The sequence below is a fragment of the Clostridiales bacterium genome, assembly GCA_015243575.1.
Classification (GTDB): domain Bacteria; phylum Bacillota; class Clostridia; order Peptostreptococcales; family Anaerovoracaceae; genus Anoxybacterium; species Anoxybacterium hadale.
The window spans coordinates 3,839,265-3,859,327 of sequence record CP042469.1 but is presented as its reverse complement, the minus strand read 5'-3'; the positions used below and the strand labels follow the sequence as shown (position 1 = coordinate 3,859,327).

20 protein-coding genes are annotated in these 20,063 nt (G+C 44.6%); 8 read left to right on the top strand and 12 right to left on the bottom strand.

Annotated elements, in window-relative coordinates:
* The first annotated feature begins 159 nt into the window (after positions 1 to 159).
* From FRZ06_16930 to FRZ06_16920, 3 genes are read left to right on the top strand one after another with little or no spacing between them, the layout of a single operon-like run.
* Positions 160 to 348, top strand: coding sequence for a spore coat associated protein CotJA (locus FRZ06_16930; protein QOX65988.1), 189 nt, complete (start codon positions 160 to 162; stop codon positions 346 to 348).
* Between the two features lies 1 nt (position 349).
* On the top strand, positions 350 to 601 hold the full coding sequence (locus FRZ06_16925) for a spore coat protein CotJB (GenBank protein QOX64909.1): 252 nt from the start codon (positions 350 to 352) through the stop codon (positions 599 to 601).
* A gap of 2 nt (positions 602 to 603) precedes the next feature.
* Entirely contained in the window at positions 604 to 1,212 is a 609-nt protein-coding gene (locus tag FRZ06_16920; GenBank protein ID QOX64908.1) for a manganese catalase family protein, read from the top strand.
* 116 nt (positions 1,213 to 1,328) lie between these two features.
* Here the strand turns inward: FRZ06_16920 and FRZ06_16915 are convergent, their stop codons facing one another.
* The 7 genes from FRZ06_16915 to FRZ06_16885 all read right to left on the bottom strand — a co-directional run bounded on the left by FRZ06_16915 (position 1,329) and on the right by FRZ06_16885 (position 9,611).
* Positions 1,329 to 2,780, bottom strand: coding sequence for an ATP-binding protein (locus FRZ06_16915; protein ID QOX64907.1), 1,452 nt, complete (start codon positions 2,778 to 2,780; stop codon positions 1,329 to 1,331).
* Between the two features lie 236 nt (positions 2,781 to 3,016).
* Positions 3,017 to 3,724 (bottom strand): response regulator transcription factor, encoded by a 708-nt coding sequence (locus tag FRZ06_16910; protein QOX64906.1) that lies wholly within the window; start codon positions 3,722 to 3,724, stop codon positions 3,017 to 3,019.
* A gap of 1 nt (position 3,725) precedes the next feature.
* On the bottom strand, positions 3,726 to 5,135 hold the full coding sequence (locus tag FRZ06_16905; GenBank protein ID QOX64905.1) for a HAMP domain-containing histidine kinase: 1,410 nt from the start codon (positions 5,133 to 5,135) through the stop codon (positions 3,726 to 3,728).
* 76 nt (positions 5,136 to 5,211) lie between these two features.
* The gene (locus FRZ06_16900) at positions 5,212 to 6,384 is read right to left on the bottom strand and encodes an FtsX-like permease family protein (GenBank protein QOX65987.1); all 1,173 of its coding nucleotides are present in this window, start codon (positions 6,382 to 6,384) and stop codon (positions 5,212 to 5,214) included.
* 21 nt (positions 6,385 to 6,405) lie between these two features.
* Positions 6,406 to 7,086: an ABC transporter ATP-binding protein gene (locus FRZ06_16895; GenBank protein ID QOX64904.1), complete on the bottom strand. Its 681-nt coding sequence runs from the start codon at positions 7,084 to 7,086 to the stop codon at positions 6,406 to 6,408.
* On the bottom strand, positions 7,086 to 8,252 hold the full coding sequence (locus FRZ06_16890; protein QOX64903.1) for an efflux RND transporter periplasmic adaptor subunit: 1,167 nt from the start codon (positions 8,250 to 8,252) through the stop codon (positions 7,086 to 7,088). The genes FRZ06_16895 and FRZ06_16890 overlap by 1 nt, the downstream gene beginning before the upstream one ends.
* Before the next feature lie 18 nt (positions 8,253 to 8,270).
* Complete coding sequence (locus FRZ06_16885; protein QOX64902.1) at positions 8,271 to 9,611, bottom strand: TolC family protein; 1,341 nt, start codon at positions 9,609 to 9,611, stop codon at positions 8,271 to 8,273.
* Positions 9,612 to 9,949: 338 nt separating this feature from the next.
* Here FRZ06_16885 and FRZ06_16880 point away from each other — a divergent pair, with 338 nt between their 5' ends.
* Complete coding sequence (locus tag FRZ06_16880) at positions 9,950 to 10,660, top strand: response regulator transcription factor (GenBank protein ID QOX64901.1); 711 nt, start codon at positions 9,950 to 9,952, stop codon at positions 10,658 to 10,660.
* Between the two features lie 14 nt (positions 10,661 to 10,674).
* Complete coding sequence (locus tag FRZ06_16875) at positions 10,675 to 11,955, top strand: GHKL domain-containing protein (GenBank protein QOX64900.1); 1,281 nt, start codon at positions 10,675 to 10,677, stop codon at positions 11,953 to 11,955.
* Positions 11,956 to 12,057: 102 nt separating this feature from the next.
* On the opposite strand, the gene FRZ06_16870 is transcribed toward FRZ06_16875, so the two are convergent.
* The 3 genes from FRZ06_16870 to FRZ06_16860 are packed head-to-tail and all read right to left on the bottom strand — an operon-like array spanning position 12,058 to position 15,592.
* Positions 12,058 to 13,038, bottom strand: coding sequence for a hypothetical protein (locus tag FRZ06_16870; GenBank protein QOX64899.1), 981 nt, complete (start codon positions 13,036 to 13,038; stop codon positions 12,058 to 12,060).
* A gap of 21 nt (positions 13,039 to 13,059) precedes the next feature.
* Positions 13,060 to 14,376: a WG repeat-containing protein gene (locus FRZ06_16865; protein ID QOX64898.1), complete on the bottom strand. Its 1,317-nt coding sequence runs from the start codon at positions 14,374 to 14,376 to the stop codon at positions 13,060 to 13,062.
* A complete protein-coding gene (locus tag FRZ06_16860) occupies positions 14,336 to 15,592 on the bottom strand; it encodes a hypothetical protein (GenBank protein QOX64897.1) in 1,257 nt (418 codons plus the stop codon). Before FRZ06_16860 ends, FRZ06_16865 begins: the two co-directional genes overlap by 41 nt.
* A 345-nt stretch (positions 15,593 to 15,937) precedes the next feature.
* Between FRZ06_16860 and FRZ06_16855 the strand changes: the two genes are divergently transcribed.
* Together FRZ06_16855 and FRZ06_16850 are read left to right on the top strand one after the other, a co-directional pair.
* On the top strand, positions 15,938 to 17,380 hold the full coding sequence (locus FRZ06_16855; protein ID QOX64896.1) for an amidohydrolase family protein: 1,443 nt from the start codon (positions 15,938 to 15,940) through the stop codon (positions 17,378 to 17,380).
* Between the two features lie 57 nt (positions 17,381 to 17,437).
* On the top strand, positions 17,438 to 18,109 hold the full coding sequence (locus tag FRZ06_16850; GenBank protein ID QOX64895.1) for a manganese catalase family protein: 672 nt from the start codon (positions 17,438 to 17,440) through the stop codon (positions 18,107 to 18,109).
* A 41-nt stretch (positions 18,110 to 18,150) separates the two neighbouring features.
* On the opposite strand, the gene FRZ06_16845 is transcribed toward FRZ06_16850, so the two are convergent.
* Complete coding sequence (locus FRZ06_16845; GenBank protein QOX64894.1) at positions 18,151 to 19,347, bottom strand: amidohydrolase; 1,197 nt, start codon at positions 19,345 to 19,347, stop codon at positions 18,151 to 18,153.
* Positions 19,348 to 19,478: 131 nt separating this feature from the next.
* Positions 19,479 to 19,664 carry a hypothetical protein gene (locus FRZ06_16840; protein ID QOX64893.1) on the bottom strand — a complete coding sequence of 62 codons (186 nt, stop codon included), beginning with the start codon at positions 19,662 to 19,664 and terminating at the stop codon, positions 19,479 to 19,481.
* 159 nt (positions 19,665 to 19,823) lie between these two features.
* On the opposite strand from FRZ06_16840, the gene FRZ06_16835 reads away from it, so the two are divergent.
* Positions 19,824 to 19,994 carry a DUF3787 domain-containing protein gene (locus FRZ06_16835; protein ID QOX64892.1) on the top strand — a complete coding sequence of 57 codons (171 nt, stop codon included), beginning with the start codon at positions 19,824 to 19,826 and terminating at the stop codon, positions 19,992 to 19,994.
* Positions 19,995 to 20,063: the final 69 nt, after the last annotated feature.

Sequence of the window (20,063 nt, the reverse complement as noted above, 5' to 3'; positions counted from 1 at the left end):
GCATTCTTCGTCCCTTCTTTTTCAATGTTTTTACCGGAACCTTTGCACCCAATTTTGGGGCTGTCATAAAATGATATCAAATATAATAATGAAAGGAGCTTTACCTTGAGTAATGTAAAAATACAAGGCAGGCGCAATACGAATGAGCCTTATGTGGGCATGCCAGTTCCCATCAACAATTGCTATGACAACCAGTCGGCATGTGATGCTGTCGACATGTGTCCCCTGGCAATGGCCTATGTGCCAATGCAGCGCTGGACCAGCACCTATGAACCTGCAGAAGGTTGGCATCGCGGAACTATTTTCCCGGAACTTGATCTGCCGTTTTTAGGAGGAGGAGGTTGCTAATATGGATGCAAGACGTGAATTGCTTCAAAAGATACAAATTCTTGAATTTGTAGTCCATGACACCGTTCTCTATCTTGATACCCATCCGATGGATCAGGCGGCGTTAAACTACTATCACCATCATAGAGAGCTGCTGGAGGCTGCAGTTGCCGAGTATAATCAATGCTATGGCCCCATGACTTCAGAATCGGTGATGTCTAAAAACAAATGGACCTGGATTGATAAGCCATGGCCCTGGGAATTGGAGGCATAGATATGTGGACTTACGAAAAAAAGTTACAGTACCCTGTAAAGATTAAATGCCCAAATCCAGCCATTGCCAAGATCATTATCACCCAGTACGGAGGACCGGACGGAGAGCTGGGCGCATCCATGCGTTACCTTTCTCAAAGGTATACCATGCCCTACAAACAGGCAATCGGTGTATTAAACGATGTTGGCACAGAAGAACTGGCTCATCTGGAAATGGTAAGCGCAATTGTACATCAACTGACCAGAAATATGACTATGGAGCAAATTAAAGCTTCCGGTTTTGATACCTACTTTGTAGATCATACCGCGGGAATCTACCCCATTGCTGCATCCGGAATGCCGTTTACCGCAACGGTCTTCGCATCAAAAGGTGATGCTATCACCGACCTGGTTGAAGATATGGCCGCAGAGCAGAAAGCCAGAACCACTTACGACAACATCCTCCGCCTCGTCGACGATCCCGATGTGAGAGATCCCATCAAGTTCCTCAGAGAACGGGAAATCGTACATTTCCAACGGTTTGGCGAAGCGCTCAGAGTGGTTCAGGATAACCTGAATTCCAAAAACTTTTACGCATTCAATCCCGAGTTTGACAGGCCCAAATGTAAATAAATCCGACCTCAGGAAAGATCATATTGCTGAACGTAAAACAGCAGCAGAGGCATTACATACCTTTTGCTGCTGTTCTTATGCTGTTTGCCTGCGGTATTTCTATTTTGCCCTTATGACTATTCCTCGCCTTTATAGCCATTCTTCTCCGCATGACCCAAAAGATAAAGAAACGCAAATGCGGGAATCCGTAATAATTTGCTCCCGTCAGGCACATGATGAATCCCATAATCATCGAATCTTTTTGTCACAACAATTGCCGCGATCGCTTCACTACTTAATTCACAAATAGCTTCATTTTCTGAAATAGGGGCCTGCTCCCTATATTTAACTTCTATCAGGATGTTTTTGATATTAGGATAGTCAACTACAATATCGATCTCTTTATTCTTTTTACCGCCACGGTAATATCCGATCTTTGTAGCCTTTTGGTAATAGAACGCAGCAACATGCTTATAGACCGCGGTTTCCACCATTTTCCCCATTTCATCAGGTTCTGTTAAGAGATCGCCATCCATTAGCACAGCATTTCTGATTGCTGCATCGGCAATATAAATCTTAGGACTAGCCTTAAGAACCTTTTTAGCTCCCATCTCTACTGGATAACTAAGATAAATGAGATTTGCACTCTCAAGAAAGCGGATATAATTTTCAACAGTAGGGCGAGATACTCCGTTAAGTTCCTTTGCAATTGCTTCTATTGATACAATATTGGACGATACATTGCACAGGTATAAGAAAATTCTTTCAAGCTCTGTCGAGTTGCGGATGTTGTAAAGCGACGGCAAATCGCGCTTTAGAACTTTATCAACAACATCTTCTCTCATTGCTTGCTCTGCCAGCAAGTCGTTTGATGAAAGCGCAAGTTCAGGAAAACCGCCAACCTGCAAATATCGGTTAAAATGATTTTGCATTCCGGAAAGCTTCATCATTATTTCGGAACGCTGTGGTTGCGTGTAACTGATCAAAGCGGTGGGGCGTATGGATTTGTCTAGTTCAACATCATCGTTCACGCCAATCAAGGAACAATATTCATAAAAAGATAAAGTCGGAACCTGGATTACACTCCACCGGCCAGCCCCGCTTTCTGTACTTCCCTTTATTAACGCAGGACTTGCTGAGCCGGTTGCTACAACCTTCGTTTCAGGCTGAATATCATAGATTGTTTTCAGCCATTTATCCCAATCTGTCGCGTATTGTATTTCGTCAAAGAAATAATAGGCGTCCTGATTGGCATGGATATTTTCATGGTAGCACTCTAATATTTGATTCAGATCACTTAGCTTCAGCATCGGATGATCCATTGATATAAATACGATTTTTTGAGGATCAACTCCACGCTTTAAAAGAGTATCTATGATCTGGTATTGAATGGTTGTTTTTCCCACACGCCTGGTACCGGTAAGTACTACGATCCGTCTTATATCGGCCTGGTCAAGTCGCTTAATTGCTTCGTGATAAGCGAATCGCTTGTACTCTTTTGTAAAGCTCGGATGTACTGCTGCCGTTTTCCACCAGGGATTAAATGCAGATAAAACCTTTAAGATTCCTTCTTTTGTCGTAATAGCCATTTTCCTCACCTCTTGAAATAATTATATTATATACTTTCATTATTTACAATAATTATTCTAAGTATACTTTAAATAATATTCGCATAGTTAAAAGTTTATCTCTCAAATGCAACTTGTTCTTGAATCGACAGGCCCAAATGTAAATAAATCCGACCTCAGGAAAGATCATATTGCTGAACGTAAAACAGCAGCAGAGGCATTACATACCTTTTGCTGCTGTTCTTATGCTGAAAGCATCAGTTCTGCCGATTGAGCCGATAGCCCGCGCCCCACACAGTCTCAATGATATGCGGTTTTGACGGATCCTCTTCAATTTTTTCTCGAATGCGGTTGATATGAACGGTTACAGTAGCGCTGTCGCCCACATACTCATAGCCCCAGATCTTCTCGAAAAGCTGTTCCTTCGAAAAAACCAGATCAGCATTCTCTGCTAAAAACTTTAAGAGCTCAAACTCACGATTGGGCAAGCGAATTTCCTCGTCACCCTTATATACCTTCCAGCTTCTTGGTAATATTTTTAAATCTCCGATGATGATGGCATCATCCACCGCGGCCGTTCCGCCCTTAAGCGCTCCCTTCAGTCTTTCATAACGGTTCAGATGTGATTTGATTCTAGCAACCAGCTCAGCGGGATCAAAGGGCTTTGCAATATAATCATCTGCGCCAAGGCCCAGTCCGCGAATTTTATCGACCGACTCAGACCTGGCTGTGACCATAAGGATCGGGATGTCGATTCGGTCCCGAAGCTCCCTGCAGATCTCATAGCCATTGCAGCCTGGTAGCATCAGATCCAAAAGAATCAGGTCATATTCCCCGCTTAAGGCGGTTTGTACCGCGATGCTCCCATCGGAAATGATATCTGCTTCAAACCCATTAATTTCTAAATAATCTCTCTCCAGCATGGAAATTTCGATATCGTCCTCGACGATCAATATTCTTCCCATCCTATCCCTCCTTTCCGGCAGGCAGTATCACATCCACTACCAGACCATTTTCATTCCGTGCAGAAACAGTCCCCCCATGAGCCTCTACGATATGCTTCACAATATTGAGACCCAGGCCGCTGCCGCCTCCTCCGTCACGATTCCCCCTTGATTCATCCCCTCTCCAAAATTGAACAAACAAATTCGCCAGCTGTTCTTCCGGCACCCCCTGTCCATTATCAGAAACGCTCAGATGTACGTTGTCTTTTTCCCTCCACACTGATAGGTTTAAATCCAGCATTTCTGCCCTTGCATATTTGATAGAATTGTCGATTAGGTTGGTCAGCACCCGGTTCATTTGTTCTGCATCCATGGAAACAAAATGTCCAAGTTCTACTCCGTTCACGTTGATTGCCGTATTTCTCTGAGAAAGCTCAGCCTGATTCTGCGTCACATACTTTCTAACGAATTGACCCAGATCCTCTTGGATTAGCGTTAAAGGCAGGTTCCCGGTCTCCAGTTTCGAAAAATAGAAGAGCTTCTGCAGAAGAGCATCCATTTCACTGGCTTTATTATAGGCGATAGATAGATACTGTTCCTGCTTTTCCGGAGTTGAAGCCACGCCATCACGCAATCCTTTGATATATCCCTTTACCGAAGTCAGCGGTGTTCTCAGGTCATGAGATATTCCCGCAATCATATCCGTGCGCGCCTTTTCGAAGGATGCATTTCTCCTCCGTTCCTCGAGCAGATAGGCCTGCATTTGATTGAAGGTTGCAATGACTGCAGCCAGCTCGTCCTTGCCTTTGTATATCACCGGCTCGGACAGATTTCCCTGGACGATCCGATTGGCTCCTGCTGCCAGCGCATTAACGGGACGCATTACCCGCTTGATGAGCCAATTTGTGAAGACCTGACTGATGAGCAATATAATGGCGATTGCTGCAATTCCTATAATAACAAAGGATTTCAAGATTAATTCTATATTTCGGTGGATATTGGCAACTCCCACACGCTTCCCGTGAATTGCAGCGATTGTGTATTCTCCTTCTCTCATTCCCACAATGGTAATTCCTGCGACATTAATGGTTCTCGGCTCCTCCATCCAGTTGCCCGTGCTGAGAAAACTGGTAATCTCCTTTGGTATCTGGTCATCCATGGGAAATACCGCCTCTTTATTTCGAATCACAAAGAGTTCGTACTGATACTGGGCCAGCATTTCCTTCAAAGGTTCCCATTCCCCTCCCTCTGCATCGAAAGACGCCAGCTGATCTTCCACAGTAAAGGCATTCTTATTCACGAGATTGACGCTGTCGTCGCTGAAAGCACTTGCAAAGGATCGAATGACAAATCCACCAACCACAAGAAGGGTAATAAGCGATAACAGCATCATCAAAGAACTAGACAACAGAATTTTATTTTTTATTTTCATACCGACCCCCGTGTTGTTGCAATTCACCCTCAAACTGCGAATGCAACTCCGTATTTTCCCTTATTATACCAAAACCCTAGTCTGTCCTCAAGGCGTCGATGGGCTTCAAGCTGCTGGCCTTTTTTGCCGGTGTCCATCCGAAGATCAGCCCTACTGCAATAGAGAATCCTGCACCAAGTCCGATGGCGCTCCATGAAATTGCAAACTCAGTTCCAATGAGCATGGTTGCAATGACGGAAATCCCTAGTCCCAGAACGATACCGATGATTCCACCAGCCAGCGAAAGTGCAAGTGCCTCTATGATAAATAGCACCTGTATTTGCAGCGGGTCGGCGCCTAGCGCCTTTCTGAGCCCGATTTCCTTGGTTCGTTCCGTAACGGACACCAGCATCATATTCATGATACCGATTCCTCCCACCACAAGTGCAATTGAAGCGATTCCTGCAAGAAGAGCAGAAAGCAAGGTGCTCATGGTATTCATCATATCCAGCAGGCTTCCCAGGTTCAGAATACTATAACTGTTGTCCTTATAGTTGAACGCTGCATCCAACACGCCCTCTACATCTGCAATGGTTTGGTCGGAAAGATCTGTGTTTTCAAAATAAATGTCTACGGTGGAGTAGTTTGACGCTCCCGATAAGGCAAGGGCATTTTTGTAAGGAATGATAATTGTGCCATCAGCAGAGCTGCTTGTATTCATTCCAGCCATGATATCACTGGTGCTTTCCGTGTCCCTGACACCCACCACTGCATAACTCTGCCCGTTTACCATAATCCTTTGTTCCAGAGGGTTCTCATTGACGAACATGCTTTTCGCGATATCCTGGTCAATGACGCACACATAAGTATTTCCATCCATGTCCGATGCTGCCAATTTGCGCCCCTGCATCATTTCTGTAGTATCTGCTGCAAAGAACTTTTCATTCTTCCCCATGATCGAAACCTCGTCGAGAAGAGTTCCCTGACGGCCGGCAGACCCGGTGATGGAGACGGATGGGGCAACGCCCGCCACATTGTCCAGCGCTTCCAGCGTTTTCAGATCACTGGAATTCAGTCCTGACTTCAGAGGATTCCCGGTGGCTGTCACCGTGATCTTATCGGTGCCAAGGCTTTCAAACTGAGACATCATTTCCCCTGTAGCGCTTTGTACGATGGTGATGAGTGCAATGACTGCGGCAACGCCAATGACAATACCAAGAGAGGTCAGAAAGGAGCGCATTTTGCTGTTCCTGATATTGTCCCATGCCATGATAAGATTTTCTTTCAGCACTTATACCACCTCCTCCATGAGATTGCCGTCAAGTATCTGGACAACCCGCTTGGCCTGCTTTGCCAGTTTCACATCATGTGTAATCATGATAATGGTTCTTCCCTCACTGTTGAGCTGATGAAACAACTCCATAACCTGATGTCCTGTTTTCTGATCAAGTGCGCCGGTGGGTTCGTCAGCCAAAAGAATTGTGGGATTGTTAACCAAGGCCCTTGCAATTGCCACTCTCTGCTGCTGACCTCCTGAAAGCTGCCGGGGCAAATGATTGATTTTCTCCTCAAGTCCTACCTTTTTTAACAGATCTGCCGCCATCTCACGCCGAATTTTTTTATCCGATCCGGAATAAACAAGAGGCAGCTCTACATTTTTCAGTGCTGTTTGACGGGATAGCAGATAAAAGGATTGAAAGATAAACCCGATCTCCTTTCTTCTGATATGTGCAAGCGCCTTTTCATCCTGATTGGCAATTTCTCTTCCTGACAGAATGTATTCGCCGGAAGTGGGCGTATCCAGACAGCCGATGATATTCATAAGTGTTGATTTTCCTGAACCTGACGGACCGAGAATCGCTAGGAATTCTCCGGAATTCACATTCAAATCAATTCCTTTTAAAACGGTTGAGGTTTCTTCTCCCATCTGGTATTCTTTCATGATTTGCTTCATGCTGAGAATTTCACTCATTAGAATCCCCCCGTTCCGCCGGTCTGACCTTGACCTCCTGCTTGTCTTGCAGGTGGCGCGAAGCCGCCCTGATTCCCGTCTGTTGCACCGCCTGCACCTGCAGTTCCAATCGCCCCATTCTTTCCGCTGTAAATCACCGAATCCCCTTCCTTGAGGCCTTCTTTGATCTCGATGTCAACACCGTTGCTGATTCCCACTGTAACAGGCAATTTCTGGAGCTTTCCCTTCTCGTCGTAACGCTGCACGTAGGCATTTGACCCCTCATACAAAACGGCTGCTACCGGTACCGTCACTGCATCCTTCACACTCTGGGCTGCTGCCTTCACCTCAGCGGATAAGCCCACACGAAGATCAGAATCCTGTGGCAGCTTTACCGTGGTGTTAAAATAGGAAACTCCATTGGTAACGCTGGCACCCCGCGCGATTTCTGAAATGGTTCCTGTTACGGTTTTATTGATGGATTCTAAGTAGACAGAAACCTCCATTCCTTCGGAAACTGCGGACAAATCATACTCATCTACCTTAACTATGATCTCCAGGTCATCATAGTTGACAATGTCCATAATGGCAGTTCCCGGTATGATGGATTCATTCTCTTTCACATAAGTCTTAGCGACCTCTCCGGAAACCTCTGCATAGCGCTTCGTGTCTCCATATTGCTTTTGTGCCTGGGAATAGGAGGCTTGTGCCTGCGTCACCTGGTTCTGAGCCGATGTCAGGCTGTCTCTTGCCGACTCCAGCTCCGAAAGGCTGATGCCTCCCATATTATAAAGCTCCTGCTTTCTCTCATAATCAAGCTTGCTGGACGCATAACCGGTCTTTGCATTGGAGAGGGTCGTGGATGCGGTGGTAAGAGTTGATTCTATGGTATTGCTGTCCACTTCGTAAAGCAAATCCCCTGTGTTTACTTTATCCCCTTCCTCTACATAAAACTTTTTTACAGGCTCATTGGTTGTTGCGGTTACATTCTGCACCTCGCTGGACTCAATATTTCCACTGAACGTGTAGTATTTTGCAAGATCCTGCTTTACAGCAATTGCTTGCTCTTCAGCCGCTGATGCAGACCCTGCAAACCCTCTGACGATCAGGAATGCTGCTGCTGCCAGCAGGATCAGTACTATTGAAATTATCTTCTGTTTTCTGCTAAGATTTAACACCTTTTTCATGGTTTCATTTCCTCCGTATTATAGGGACGTACTGCTCATTCCTACAGTGGCAGACAGTTCAAATGTGATGATTGCAAGATTGCAGTTCAGGATAGCTTCGGCGTAAGCTTTCTGCCCGTCAGCCCAGCTGATCTGTGCCTGCTGAACGTCACTCAAGGTAGCCAATCCAAGCTTATATTTCGAAAGCTGGATCTCGTAAGATTCTTTTGCCTTTTCTGCACTGAGCTTTGAATTCTCTGCTAAAACTTTGCTGCTTCCCATGTTTGCATAATTGATACGAACTTCCTTCTTGATGGCATCCTCCTTGCTGTTATAGCTGTTCTGCGCAGAATGATAATTGTTTAGAGCGGTTAGATATTTGGCTGAACTCTTGGGATATGCTGAATAGTTATTTAACTCTTTCTCAGTCGTATATATATTAAAAGCGCTGGTATACAGTTCATTTCGGTTTGCCAATGCATCCGTTACCGCCGTATCGACCGACAGGTCCGGTATATTTTTCAGGGAAAGCTCTGATGTGAGCCTCACTCGCTGCATATCTTCATACCCCAGCTCATTATTGAATGCAATTTTTTTCTCCGCCAAAGAAACCTCTGCGGTACTTAAGGAAGACTCCGCATTTTTAAGGTTCATCTCCGCGTTCAATACATCCTGCTTTGACGCAACCCCCAGTGACAGCTTTTCATTGACAAGTGCCAAAAGGTTCTTCTGAAGCGTTACATTTTCTTTCGCAATCCTAACGCCCTCACCCGCGTTCAGCAGTGAATAATATGCATTGTTCACCTTGTAAGTAATTGCATTTTGGGTCGCTTCAAAATTTCTATCTGCCATTGTGCTATAATAATCTCTTGCTTTTTTCACTTTATCCCTCTCTGATTTTGAGAAGGTGTTCTCGTTTTCATTTGCTGCATTCATATCGGAAAGGGATTCGGCATTTGCCTTTGCATTTGCTGCATCTGCTTGTTTTTGAATTTCTGCAGCTTTGATGGACGCTCCGCTGGTCAAGGCATCAGTGAGGGCCTGCTCCAGGGACAAATCCTCTGCCGGGCCGATAAACACAAGCCCGGCAATGGTTTCTGTTTCCTTGCTGTCCTCCGGTTTTGCATTTTCGGATTCCTTGTTATCCCCCGGATTTGCAGTTTCAGTCTCCTTGTTGTTCTCCGGATTTGAATTTTCAGTCTCCTTGTTGTTCTCCGGACTTGCAGTTTCCGTTTCCTTTTTATCCTCAGTCTTTATATTTTCAGCACTTTTTTCTGCGGTGGTAGTGCCCGTTGCCGCCTCATCCGCATATGTGACCGATATGCTGCTCATTGTCATCAGCGTCAAGATCAACAATGCGGGTATCATAGTTCGCTTCATTTTAAATTCTCCTCCTTTGCTTCCATTGCCGTTGCTTTCTATATCAGCAACTCTTAAAGCATATGGATAGTTTAGATGATTGAAATAAACTGACGCATGAAGAAATATAAACAAATTCGAAACAAGCGATAAATATTAAAAAACCTCATCAAATCAGGCTTAGGCCTTCCCTTTTCCCTTATGATGTTTGATCCAGACAGCTTGTACAATTACGATTGCAATACAATAGAACAACTGCTTTCCGACTGTTCTATTATAGAAACGCATGCCTTTTTTCAGTACCAGAATTGCCTATTATTTGATATACTTAGCTGTGTATTAATAAAGGAGACATAATTATGCGTGTTGCAATATGCGATGACCAGGCAGAAGCGTTGGAACTGCTGCAATCCCGGCTAGAGCAGAATGGACGGGCAAATGTAATTGATTGTTACCTTTCTGTAAAGCAGCTGCATCAAGCGATATCAGAAGGGAAATCCTACGATCTTTTGTTTATGGATATTGACTGGAATCAAGAAAAGACGGGAATTGATTTTGCCCATTCGTTGAACGAGCTGTGTCCAGAACTTCAAATTGTTTTTGTCACCGGTCATCCTGACAGTTACTATCAGCAAATTTTTCTCAAACATATCAATCTCTGCGGATATATGGGTAAGCCGATCGATCTTGAGATTTTGGAAAAACTGATGCAAAAGGCCTTATCCGCCATTCGTACAAAAGAAACGCAGCAATTGTTGATTCAGCAGCAGGGGATCAGCCATGCAATTCCAATTCATAAAATCTACTATTTAGAGAGCAGGGGACACCAGCTCACAATACATACCGCAGAGGAGAGCTTGACCTGTTATGAGCGGCTGGAGAATATGAAAGAGCGACTCCCCCGCAGTTTTCACCAATGCCATAAGAGCTATCTTGTGAATATGGACTACATTCGCCTTATTCAGCAGCAAGGTATCCTATTGAAAACCGGTGAGAAACTGCCTGTCAGCAAGGCCAAATACGCTGATACCCGCGCCGCTTTTTTTCGTTATATAGGACAAACATTATAAGGAGGGCTTTTACCATGCTTTTCTGGATCAATTTCTTACTTTGGTGCTTCGGAATTTTATGGATTGGATTCTTTTTCGCCATGGCGCTGGAGCCCCGTTGGGAAAAGGCACCCCGCTGGCTTCTTGCTGTAGGCTTTACGCTGTTTTGCCTTCCGGAAGCATATTTGAAAATCACCAGCACGGCAACCCCCTGGTTTGAGCTTCTGGCCTTGCTTGCCTATGGCACACTGCTGCTGTATATATTGATCCCCTTTAAGGACCGGATCTGGAAGAAAATTCTACTCTTCATTCTTTTTAGTGCAATTACGTACATCAGTGAAATACTTTGCAAGTTTCTCGCTGGAAACATGGACACTTCCTTTGATCCGTCCTTCAACTCACCGGAAATGGTCTGGATGGTAGCTACCAATACCACTGTTCTTATCATTTTTTCTGCGTTGCTTCTCATGATATGGAATCGGTTTGTCAGTCAGAGAACAACACCTCGCCGAACCATGATTTTTTTCATATTTCCGTTCAGTCAGCTGGTTACGCTGTATGCCCTCAATGACAGCATTCCAGCAGAAGGCTCTTCCGGCGGAGTTCTCGGCAGCGTTGGAATCTTAGCTGGTTTTCTTTCTGATTTGATCCTGCTTTATATTCTCGTGGAGCAGGGGCAGAAGGAAGCCCTTGCAATGCAGCTTCAGGAGCTGGAAACGCTTCACCAAGTGGAGCAGATTCACTACCAGGCCATTGAAGCCAGACGAGAAGAAATGGCAAAGCTTCGCCACGACTTTAATAATCAGCTCGTTACCGCATACCATCTGGCAGAGCAAGGTGAAATGGCAAAGATGCGTGCACTTTTGGACGCAGTCAAGGCGGGTATTGCCGGTACAGGAGAATATCCTTACTGTGGCAACGCTGTGGTCAATGCCGTTTTGAATGAAAAGGCTGCAGCCTGTCAAGCCCGAGGGATACGGCTGGAAACCGAGCTGGAGCTTGGAGAGATTCCATCCATACAGCCAATTCACATGTGCAGCATTTTTACAAATCTTTTGGACAATGCCATTCACGCGGCGGAGAAATGCCCTGAGCCTGAGCGGTTTATTTTACTAAAATCAGCAAGAAAAGAAGACTACCTCCACATCAAGGTTGAAAACTCTGCCTTAGAAACAAAAAAAGCCCATCAACACCAGCGTAAAGGCTACGGGCAGGAAATTCTTCGTGATATCGCCCTTCGGTACGGCGGCGAATTTCAGGCAGAATGGAACAGCGGAATTTATTGCGCCATGCTTGCTCTGACGGTGGTGGAATAATATAAAAAACAGCGGGATCGTGGCTTCAGTTTTTGCCGCTAACCCGCTATTACAGTCTCTCTATTGGCAGTTGATGTCTCCCTATTAGTAGTTGACGTCTCCCTATTGGCAGTTTATTTTTCCTGATTTGCTGTCATAGCTTACAGTAAAGCCGAGAAAAGCAGCTAGATCACGGATTTTATAGTAGTTGTAGCCGTTTATCATAAAACATTCCACGCTTACAACATCATCGCCTTTGTGTAGAATTCCACCGTTGCTGTGTACTGCGTGGGCGGCATCTGCACCCAGGCTTTCAATAGAAATTGCGTCTTTGGATTGCACGCCCATGAGGATATTAACTCCCCCTTCGTCCCATCCCACATCAAATGCATAGCGCGTTCCCTTGAAGGCTGCCGCCAAATCCCTTATTTTAAAATAGTTGTATCCTTCTATATTGTAAGCACGAAAGGTCTCATCTCTGCCAAATACGGAAGCCTTCACGGTCGCAGGTGCTGCATATTCATAGGGCAGAACCTTAAAGTACCACGTTTGAATCGCATCTGCCGTGCCTTTTTTTACTGCGGAAAGACTATAAAATTCCTTTGGAACAGGGTCTGACATAGGATAGTTCCCGCTGAAAATTGCGGCGGCCAGATCACTGAAGGAATCATTGCCGCCAGTCGATCCCAAATCCACATAGGTGATATCCGCTTTGTCAAAATAATACGCTGTATCGGGCCCCTCATACGTACCGCTGCCAACGAAGGTCTTCATTGCGCCATACCACTCCAGGCCTTTTTTTGTGCCGATATCGATATACTGCACGAATTGCAAATGGCCGTTGATGATTATCGGCTCCGGCAGTATATCTATCATTTCATACATCAGATGAAAGCTGTGTACATCAACAGAACAGCGTGCTTTGTCCACCTGATAACTACCGCCGACAGGCACAATCCATACTTTCTCCTTAGCGCCGTCACCATTGATATCATCCTCATAGGATCCATAGCTGTCAAAATTCAGGGTAATGCCGGAAGCATATGCATCAGTCGGCAACAGCGTAGTGACAGCAATCAAAACCAGAAACATCAACTTTTTCATTCTATTTCCTCTCCAATTAATTTAATATGATTTGGCTCCGGCGAGCTTCACAACCACCAATTTATGATCTGAGGCTCTCTGTGCCAGAAGAAATCCGTTGTTGAATTTCTTTGCCCAGCTGCTTCCAAGGTAATTAAATGGAACCAGGAGATTTCCTTTCATGTCAATCGCGCCTATTTTTATATAGCTCACATTATTTTCAGGACAGCGTCTTCCGATCACACAAATACCGTCATCATTAAACTCTTCTGCCGTAACAAACGGTGGAATTGCCAATTCTTTTTTTGTTGCAATATCTATCAGAACACGATAATTACCATCTTCATCGAACTCTTTTAACTCTGCCAACACAAGGCCATTGCCCACCTCATACGCATAGGAGTACCTGTTTTGGTCAAACCCATACTGATGAATGGCTCTTAAAAAATCAATCCTATCCGGTGTCTCATATTTTTTGTCAACCTTAACGGTTTTTATATAGGTGCAGTTTGCATCATAAACATCGTAGCTGTTTGTATCGTAAGCTGTTCCAAAGAAGGTACCAACCTCGATCTCTGGATGAAAAGTCAGGTCATAGCAGTACCAGCTTCCATCCTCCTTCTCATCAATTCTGCCATAATCCCTGGGAAACAGTTTATTGCCGTTAAGATCGATGAGGTTACTGCCACCGCCTTCATAGCTAACATATGCTTTTCCGTTCTCGAATTTTGCCCCGATGGTGAACAGAAAGTCAGTTATGGCATTTCCGGTTTTGTCAATAAACCCCCATTTCCCGTTATCGCCTACAACGCATGCCCGCCCTTCGTGAAAGGCGGCGATACCCCAGTTCATTGTGTCAGACCAACTGTATTGATTCGCATTTGCTGAATAGCTATAGTTTGTGGCAAGCACGGTCTTTCCGCTCTTGTCGATAAAGCAGATCTTATCATTGATCACGGTCCTTGCGACACCTTCAGAAAATTCCGAGCTTGCAAAACCATAGGCGACAAGGCTCAGTTTGCAGTCGATGGCCACCTTACCATCTGAATTTACATAACCATACTTTTCACCGTCGGAAAACGCACACATCCCTTCACTGAACGTACCCCACGCCATGTAATAGCCGGAACCAAGTCCAGTCACCACGGTCTCGGTGTAGGTTTCCGCAGATACCGCAGCCGGCACGCTGAACACCATCGCCATAAAAATTAAAATGATAAGGTATTTCTTCATAACTGTTCCTCCCAGAAACCGTTCTGCTTTCATTCCACATGGATCAAGCAATGCAAACAACTTTAGATCTATTCCCGTTCCTTTATTACTGTGCATGCAAGCTAATGGTATTTCCTGTGGCTGCATCCCTCAGCTTAAGAGCTCCATCCGCTTCAAACCAATAGGCTAGATTTGTATACTCGTCTGGTCCGCTGAATATCTCTACGGTGCTGTCGTCTACTTCGGCAGAGGTAGACGTCATTCCTTCTGCTCTTTCCTGTTGTGCTCGGATATCGTAGTTCTTGATCTCACAGCAAATGCCGCTTGCCGGATCAATGATCTGGAAAGAAATTGTGGAAGCCGCGGTTCCATCCACCTTCCAGGATTTATAGAGACGATCCTTTTCTGACCCAGCTTTTCCCTCTGTTTTCAGCTCACTAATCTTGGCATATTCGTATTCCACGTAGGAAAGCAGCTGATCATCCGCTGAATAAGATCGTGATCTTGTTGTATTGCCGTACTCGTCGTATTCAGAAACGATATACTGACTCAGAGCATCCGGCTGTATGGACTGATACCGAGATTCTTTGATCAACTGATCTTTTCCATTATATTCATATACAATTGGTGAATTTGTATACTCGTCTGTGATATGACTTACTTCCCTGATTTTATTTCCCTTACTGTCATACTGGTATTCAAGATCACGCCAGACTTTATCCTCCTGCCCTTCCCTTGAATGGGTTTGCTTTTCAGTGAGGCAATTGCCGGCTGAGTCATATGTATACTCCGTTTTTGTTATGTTGTTCAAGGCACCGCCCACCGTTGCGGTGGAATGCTCCTCTTTCAGGATCAGGTTCCCTTGTTTGTCATGGCTGTATTCTATCTGGCTCATTACATTTGAGTAACCTTCCCTGTCATAATCTGTACTTGTTGCCGTCAGAATTTTACCCGCCTCATCATACACTGTGGTATCCACCTGACTTCTTACGCCGGTATCCTGGTCAATGTACGTTTCCTGCTGGGTAACAGCATCTGGATAGGAATAAAGCGACTCGAACATACTTTCGTTTTCGCCAAAACTCTGCTGCATCCTGCGAACCCTTTTGCCTTCCTCATTGTATCCATACGAGATCTCCATGGTACAGGTTCCATCTGCATCATAGTATTTGACACCGGTCAGTACATAAGCAGATTTCTCCTCCTTCTTTTCAGCCGAGTGGCTGGAAGATGCGGTTTTCCCTGTGCTATTACTCTGTCCTGCCGCCTTTTGCATGCCGCATCCGGGGAGCAGCATGATTCCTGCGAGAAGCAGGCACATTATTAGCATGCAGACACGGGACATTTTTTTTCGTATTGCCATTTTTATTTCTGTTCCTCCTGTGCCTCTATTTTTAGTTTCATTGTTATATCATACAAATCAATATACCAAACAGAATTGTCTTGTGGAGCACGATTGCAAAATCAGGCTTATTTCCGTCAAAAATAGTACCCGGACAGCCCTATTGCAACAAGATACTCGTTCCTGTTGTTTTCATTGTTGATGATGCCCTATCTCCGATTGGAAAAGAACGTATCCCTATTTGTTGAAAAACAAACCGCTTTATGATTTAATAAAAGAAACCAAAACTCATGCCCCACCTAGCACTCTGTAGCCCTTAAATCTTGTAGGGAATTAGGTGTTACAGAGTATTAGGTGCAAATCAATATGGAGGACTTTATGGCGTTCGGATTTTTTAGGAAAACAGAAACAGCCGACATCATTTTTATGGGCGGCAAAATCTATACTCAAAATACTGACATGCCCTGGACGGAAGCAGTTGCCTGTAAGAACGGGCTGATTCTCGCCTTGGGCGATTATGAAGATATCAAGGAACTTGAAGGGAAGCATACCAAAATCGTTGATCTGGCAGGAGGCTTCATGCTCCCCGGTTTGATAGAAACCTCCGGTCATCCTGTTTTAGACACATTTAAGAATTCCTGTCTGTTTCTGAAAAAAGGTACCTTCGATGAGACCTTGTCACAAATTTCCGAATATGCAGGTGCACAAACTGATTCAGAGATCATCTTTGCCTATGGCTATGAAGAATCGATCTTCGAGTCTCTTGAGCAGGACAAAGCCAGCGAAGCACTGGATGAAATCTGTCAGGAGAAGCCTGTTGTTGTACTGGGGAAAAGCGGACTTCACTGCTGGCTCAATACCCTTGCAACAGAGACAGTAAAGGCCGCAGCAGCTGAGGATGAGATCACCACAATTTCTCTGGCATATCTGCTCCATGTTTTGGAACCTTTTCATTCCGACATTATTCCAAAAGAATTTACAGACGGCATGCTCCGATATTGCAAGAAGGGATTCACCTCTGTTTTTGACTGCGGTGCTCCAGAGTATTTTACTTCTATATACCAGGGTTTTATGGTTCATGCTTATCAGGAGAATATGGTGAAAAATCGGTTTTTCGGCTCTCTTTTAGTCACCAGGGATATTAATCCTGCACCCATGATCCGGAAACTGTCTCAATACCGTACGCACTGCGTAGAGCTCAATGAACATGTGAATTTTTCTACGTTAAAGCTCCTTGTTGATCGAACACCCGGAGCTGTCTCCATTACGGATAGTGCTTTGCGGGAGTTCTGCCTGCTGGCAGCCGACAACGGCTTTGACATTCACATTGATGCCATTGGAGGCCAAGCAGTTGCAGAAGCAGTGGAGGCGCTGCAAGCCAGCCGTTCTGCCGGATATAAAAAATCCGCCTTCACCGTGGCACACGATAAAGATGCGGATAATGCAGCACTTGAGCACACAAGCTTAGGAACTGATATCAAAGAAACTCCACGCACCTATGAACGAGAAGGCGCCTGGATCGGCATTCAAAGAGCGGCAACGATAACCGAAGCCTTGGATCTGCTCACCGTTGATGGAGCAATCCAGTTGGGAATCATTGACAGCTTCGGTACCATTGAAAAGGGAAAACATGCAGACTTTGCAGTCTTTGACAAAGACCCCTTTGGGTTGGGAAGTATCGAAGCATTAAAAGAATTACAGGCTGTCATGACCGTAATTGATGGTAAAGTGGTTTACGATGCAGCAGAAGATAATTCAAATCAATGGCACCTGATGCTCACACCTCAAGATTTCGAATTCGACGAATAGAAACATATTATTCTTCCTTTGGCGCATACTAAAAATCAAAACCAAAGGAGGTTTGTTATGTTTAAACATGAAAAACAATTGTTGAATCCCGTTAAGATTGAACGACCCAATCCCCAGTATGCGGTCTTGCTGCAAGAACAGCTGGGAGGAGGGAATGGCGAACTGAAAGCTGCGATGCAATATATTTCACAGAGCTTTCGGATTAAAGATCAGGAAATCAAGGATCTATTCTTAGATATCGGTGCAGAGGAATTATCCCACATGGAAATGGTTGCAACCACCATTAATCTGCTCAACGGACATGAGGTTGATTATGAAAAGACTGGGGTTGGAGAAATCCAGACTCATGTGCTCCTTGGTCTCAATCCAGGTTTGATGAATTCATCCGGATACTCCTGGACCGCCGACTATGTGACGGTTACCGGAGATCTTTGTGCGGACCTGCTTTCTAATATCGCTTCAGAGCAAAGGGCGAAGGTGGTTTACGAATACCTCTACAGGCAGATCAATGATAAGTATGTAAAAGAAACCATTGATTTTCTGCTGAATAGAGAGGAGGCTCATAATGCTTTGTTCCGCCAGGCATTTAACAAGGTACAGGATACAGGATCCAATAAAGATTTCGGCGTGACAGAGGATTCCAAGCTCTATTTCAACCTTTCAACTCCTTCAGCCAGCGATGCTATGCGAAACAATATGAATGTCAATCCACCGAGCTTTAATAATTAAATATTATAAAATTGGACCTTCGGAAACGACGGTCCTCTTTATTAATCTCGTCTCCCACTGTCAGTGGTTTTTTCATCTGCGCGATAGACGATTTTCCCATTGATAATGGTAAATTTTGTTTTTGTGAAAACCTCCATTGGATTTCCATCAAAAATAGCAATATCCGCATCCTTTCCTACTTCAAGGCTTCCTACACGATGAGCCACACCGCAGATTTGTGCTGGATTGATGGTAATTGCCTTCAGACCTTCTTCCATATTAAGACCTTCCTTGACCGCATATCCAGCACAGATAGGCAGATACTGAATTCTTGATACAGGATGATCGGTACAAATGGCAACTTCGACACCGTGCCGATGAAGGATTCCAACGGTTTTAAAATCCATATTCTGAATTTCGATTTTACTTCTTGAGGATAATGTGGGCCCAACAATAGCCGGAAATCCCGAAGCCGCAATCTCGTCTGCAATGAGATGGCCCTCGGTGCAATGATCAAGCGTCAGCTTGAGGTCGAATTCCTTGGCAATGCGAATTGCGGTTAGAATATCATCTGCTCTGTGGGCATGGGCTTTCAACGGTATTTCTTTTCGCAGCACCGGGATCCAGCAATCTTTTCTAAAGTCGCTCTCAAAATCACTGCCGTTCTTGTCTGCAGCTTCTTTCTTTCTCAAATATTCTTTCGCATTAAAAAGTTCTTCCCGCAAGAACGCCGCAATGGTCATTCTGGTAGTGGGGAGCATTTTTAACTCATCATAGTTGTTTTTAGGGTTTTCCCCCAGTCCGATTTTCATTGCCGCAGGAGCAAGAACAGCCATATCATCGATGCATCGCCCGTCCGCCTTAATAAATGCGGATTGTCCTCCTACAACATTGGAGCTGCCCGGCCCAGTCATCATCGAGGTGATTCCTGATCCAATGGCATTATGGAATGCTGAATCCATTGGATTGATGGCATCAATCGCTCTGATGTAAGGCGTCATCGGGTCGTTCATCTCGTTGCAGTCATCGCCCTCAAATCCTTTTTTCTCTTCCGTGATTCCGATATGGCAGTGTGCGTCAATCAGGCCTGGCATGACCCAGCACCCAGATGCATCAATCGTCTCGATTTGCTCATTTGAGGCGATGCTGATTGATTCTCCTATTTCTGCAACTTTGTCGTTCCGGATCAGAATACAGCCCGATTCGTATACTTTGCCCGCCATGGTGAGAATCCGTCCGTTTTTTATCAAAAGATTCATATTCCTTTGCTCCCTTGTGTATAAATTCCTTACTCTTGAATATAATAAATCTACTTCTTGTTTTTCTTACAAAAAAAACAAGAAGTAGCGGATCACTACCTCGTGTTTTTTCCAATAATAATAACTTGTTATTAACGATTGTTGTTATTATTCTGGCTGTTGCGCAAGTCTTTGCTATTGTTGTTGTTCTGAGTATTATTGCGCACGTTCTGGCTGTTGTTAGCGTTGTTCTTTTCTTGAGAATTACGCATATTATTCTGGCTGTTGCGTACATTCTGATTGTTGTTGTTGTTTGTGTTTTCAAATCTGTTGTCCATAGTTCTCACCTCCGATAATAGTATCTGCGCTGAAAAAAATATTATTCAGAAATTTTACCCGTTTATTAAATCTGCCGAAGGATAAACTATAGTTAATTGGCGGCGAGTATTCGCTGCGTTACAGTGTACTCGCATCAATCGTGTGATGGAGGTGATTTGATGACAGAGCAAAACTTAAACGAAAGAAACAGGAAAACGAAGGTTGAAAGTCATGTGACAGCAGCTTTGTTCAGCAATAACGGCACTTATAATGAGCTTTCCGGCGTCTATATTCCCAGCGAGCAAGAAGTTGCCCTCGCAAAAGATTTCGTGGATGAAAACGAAAAATAGGGTGCGCACAATGCACCCTATTTTATGAATCTCTGTTTTATTAATCTATTTGAGATTGGGCTCACTACT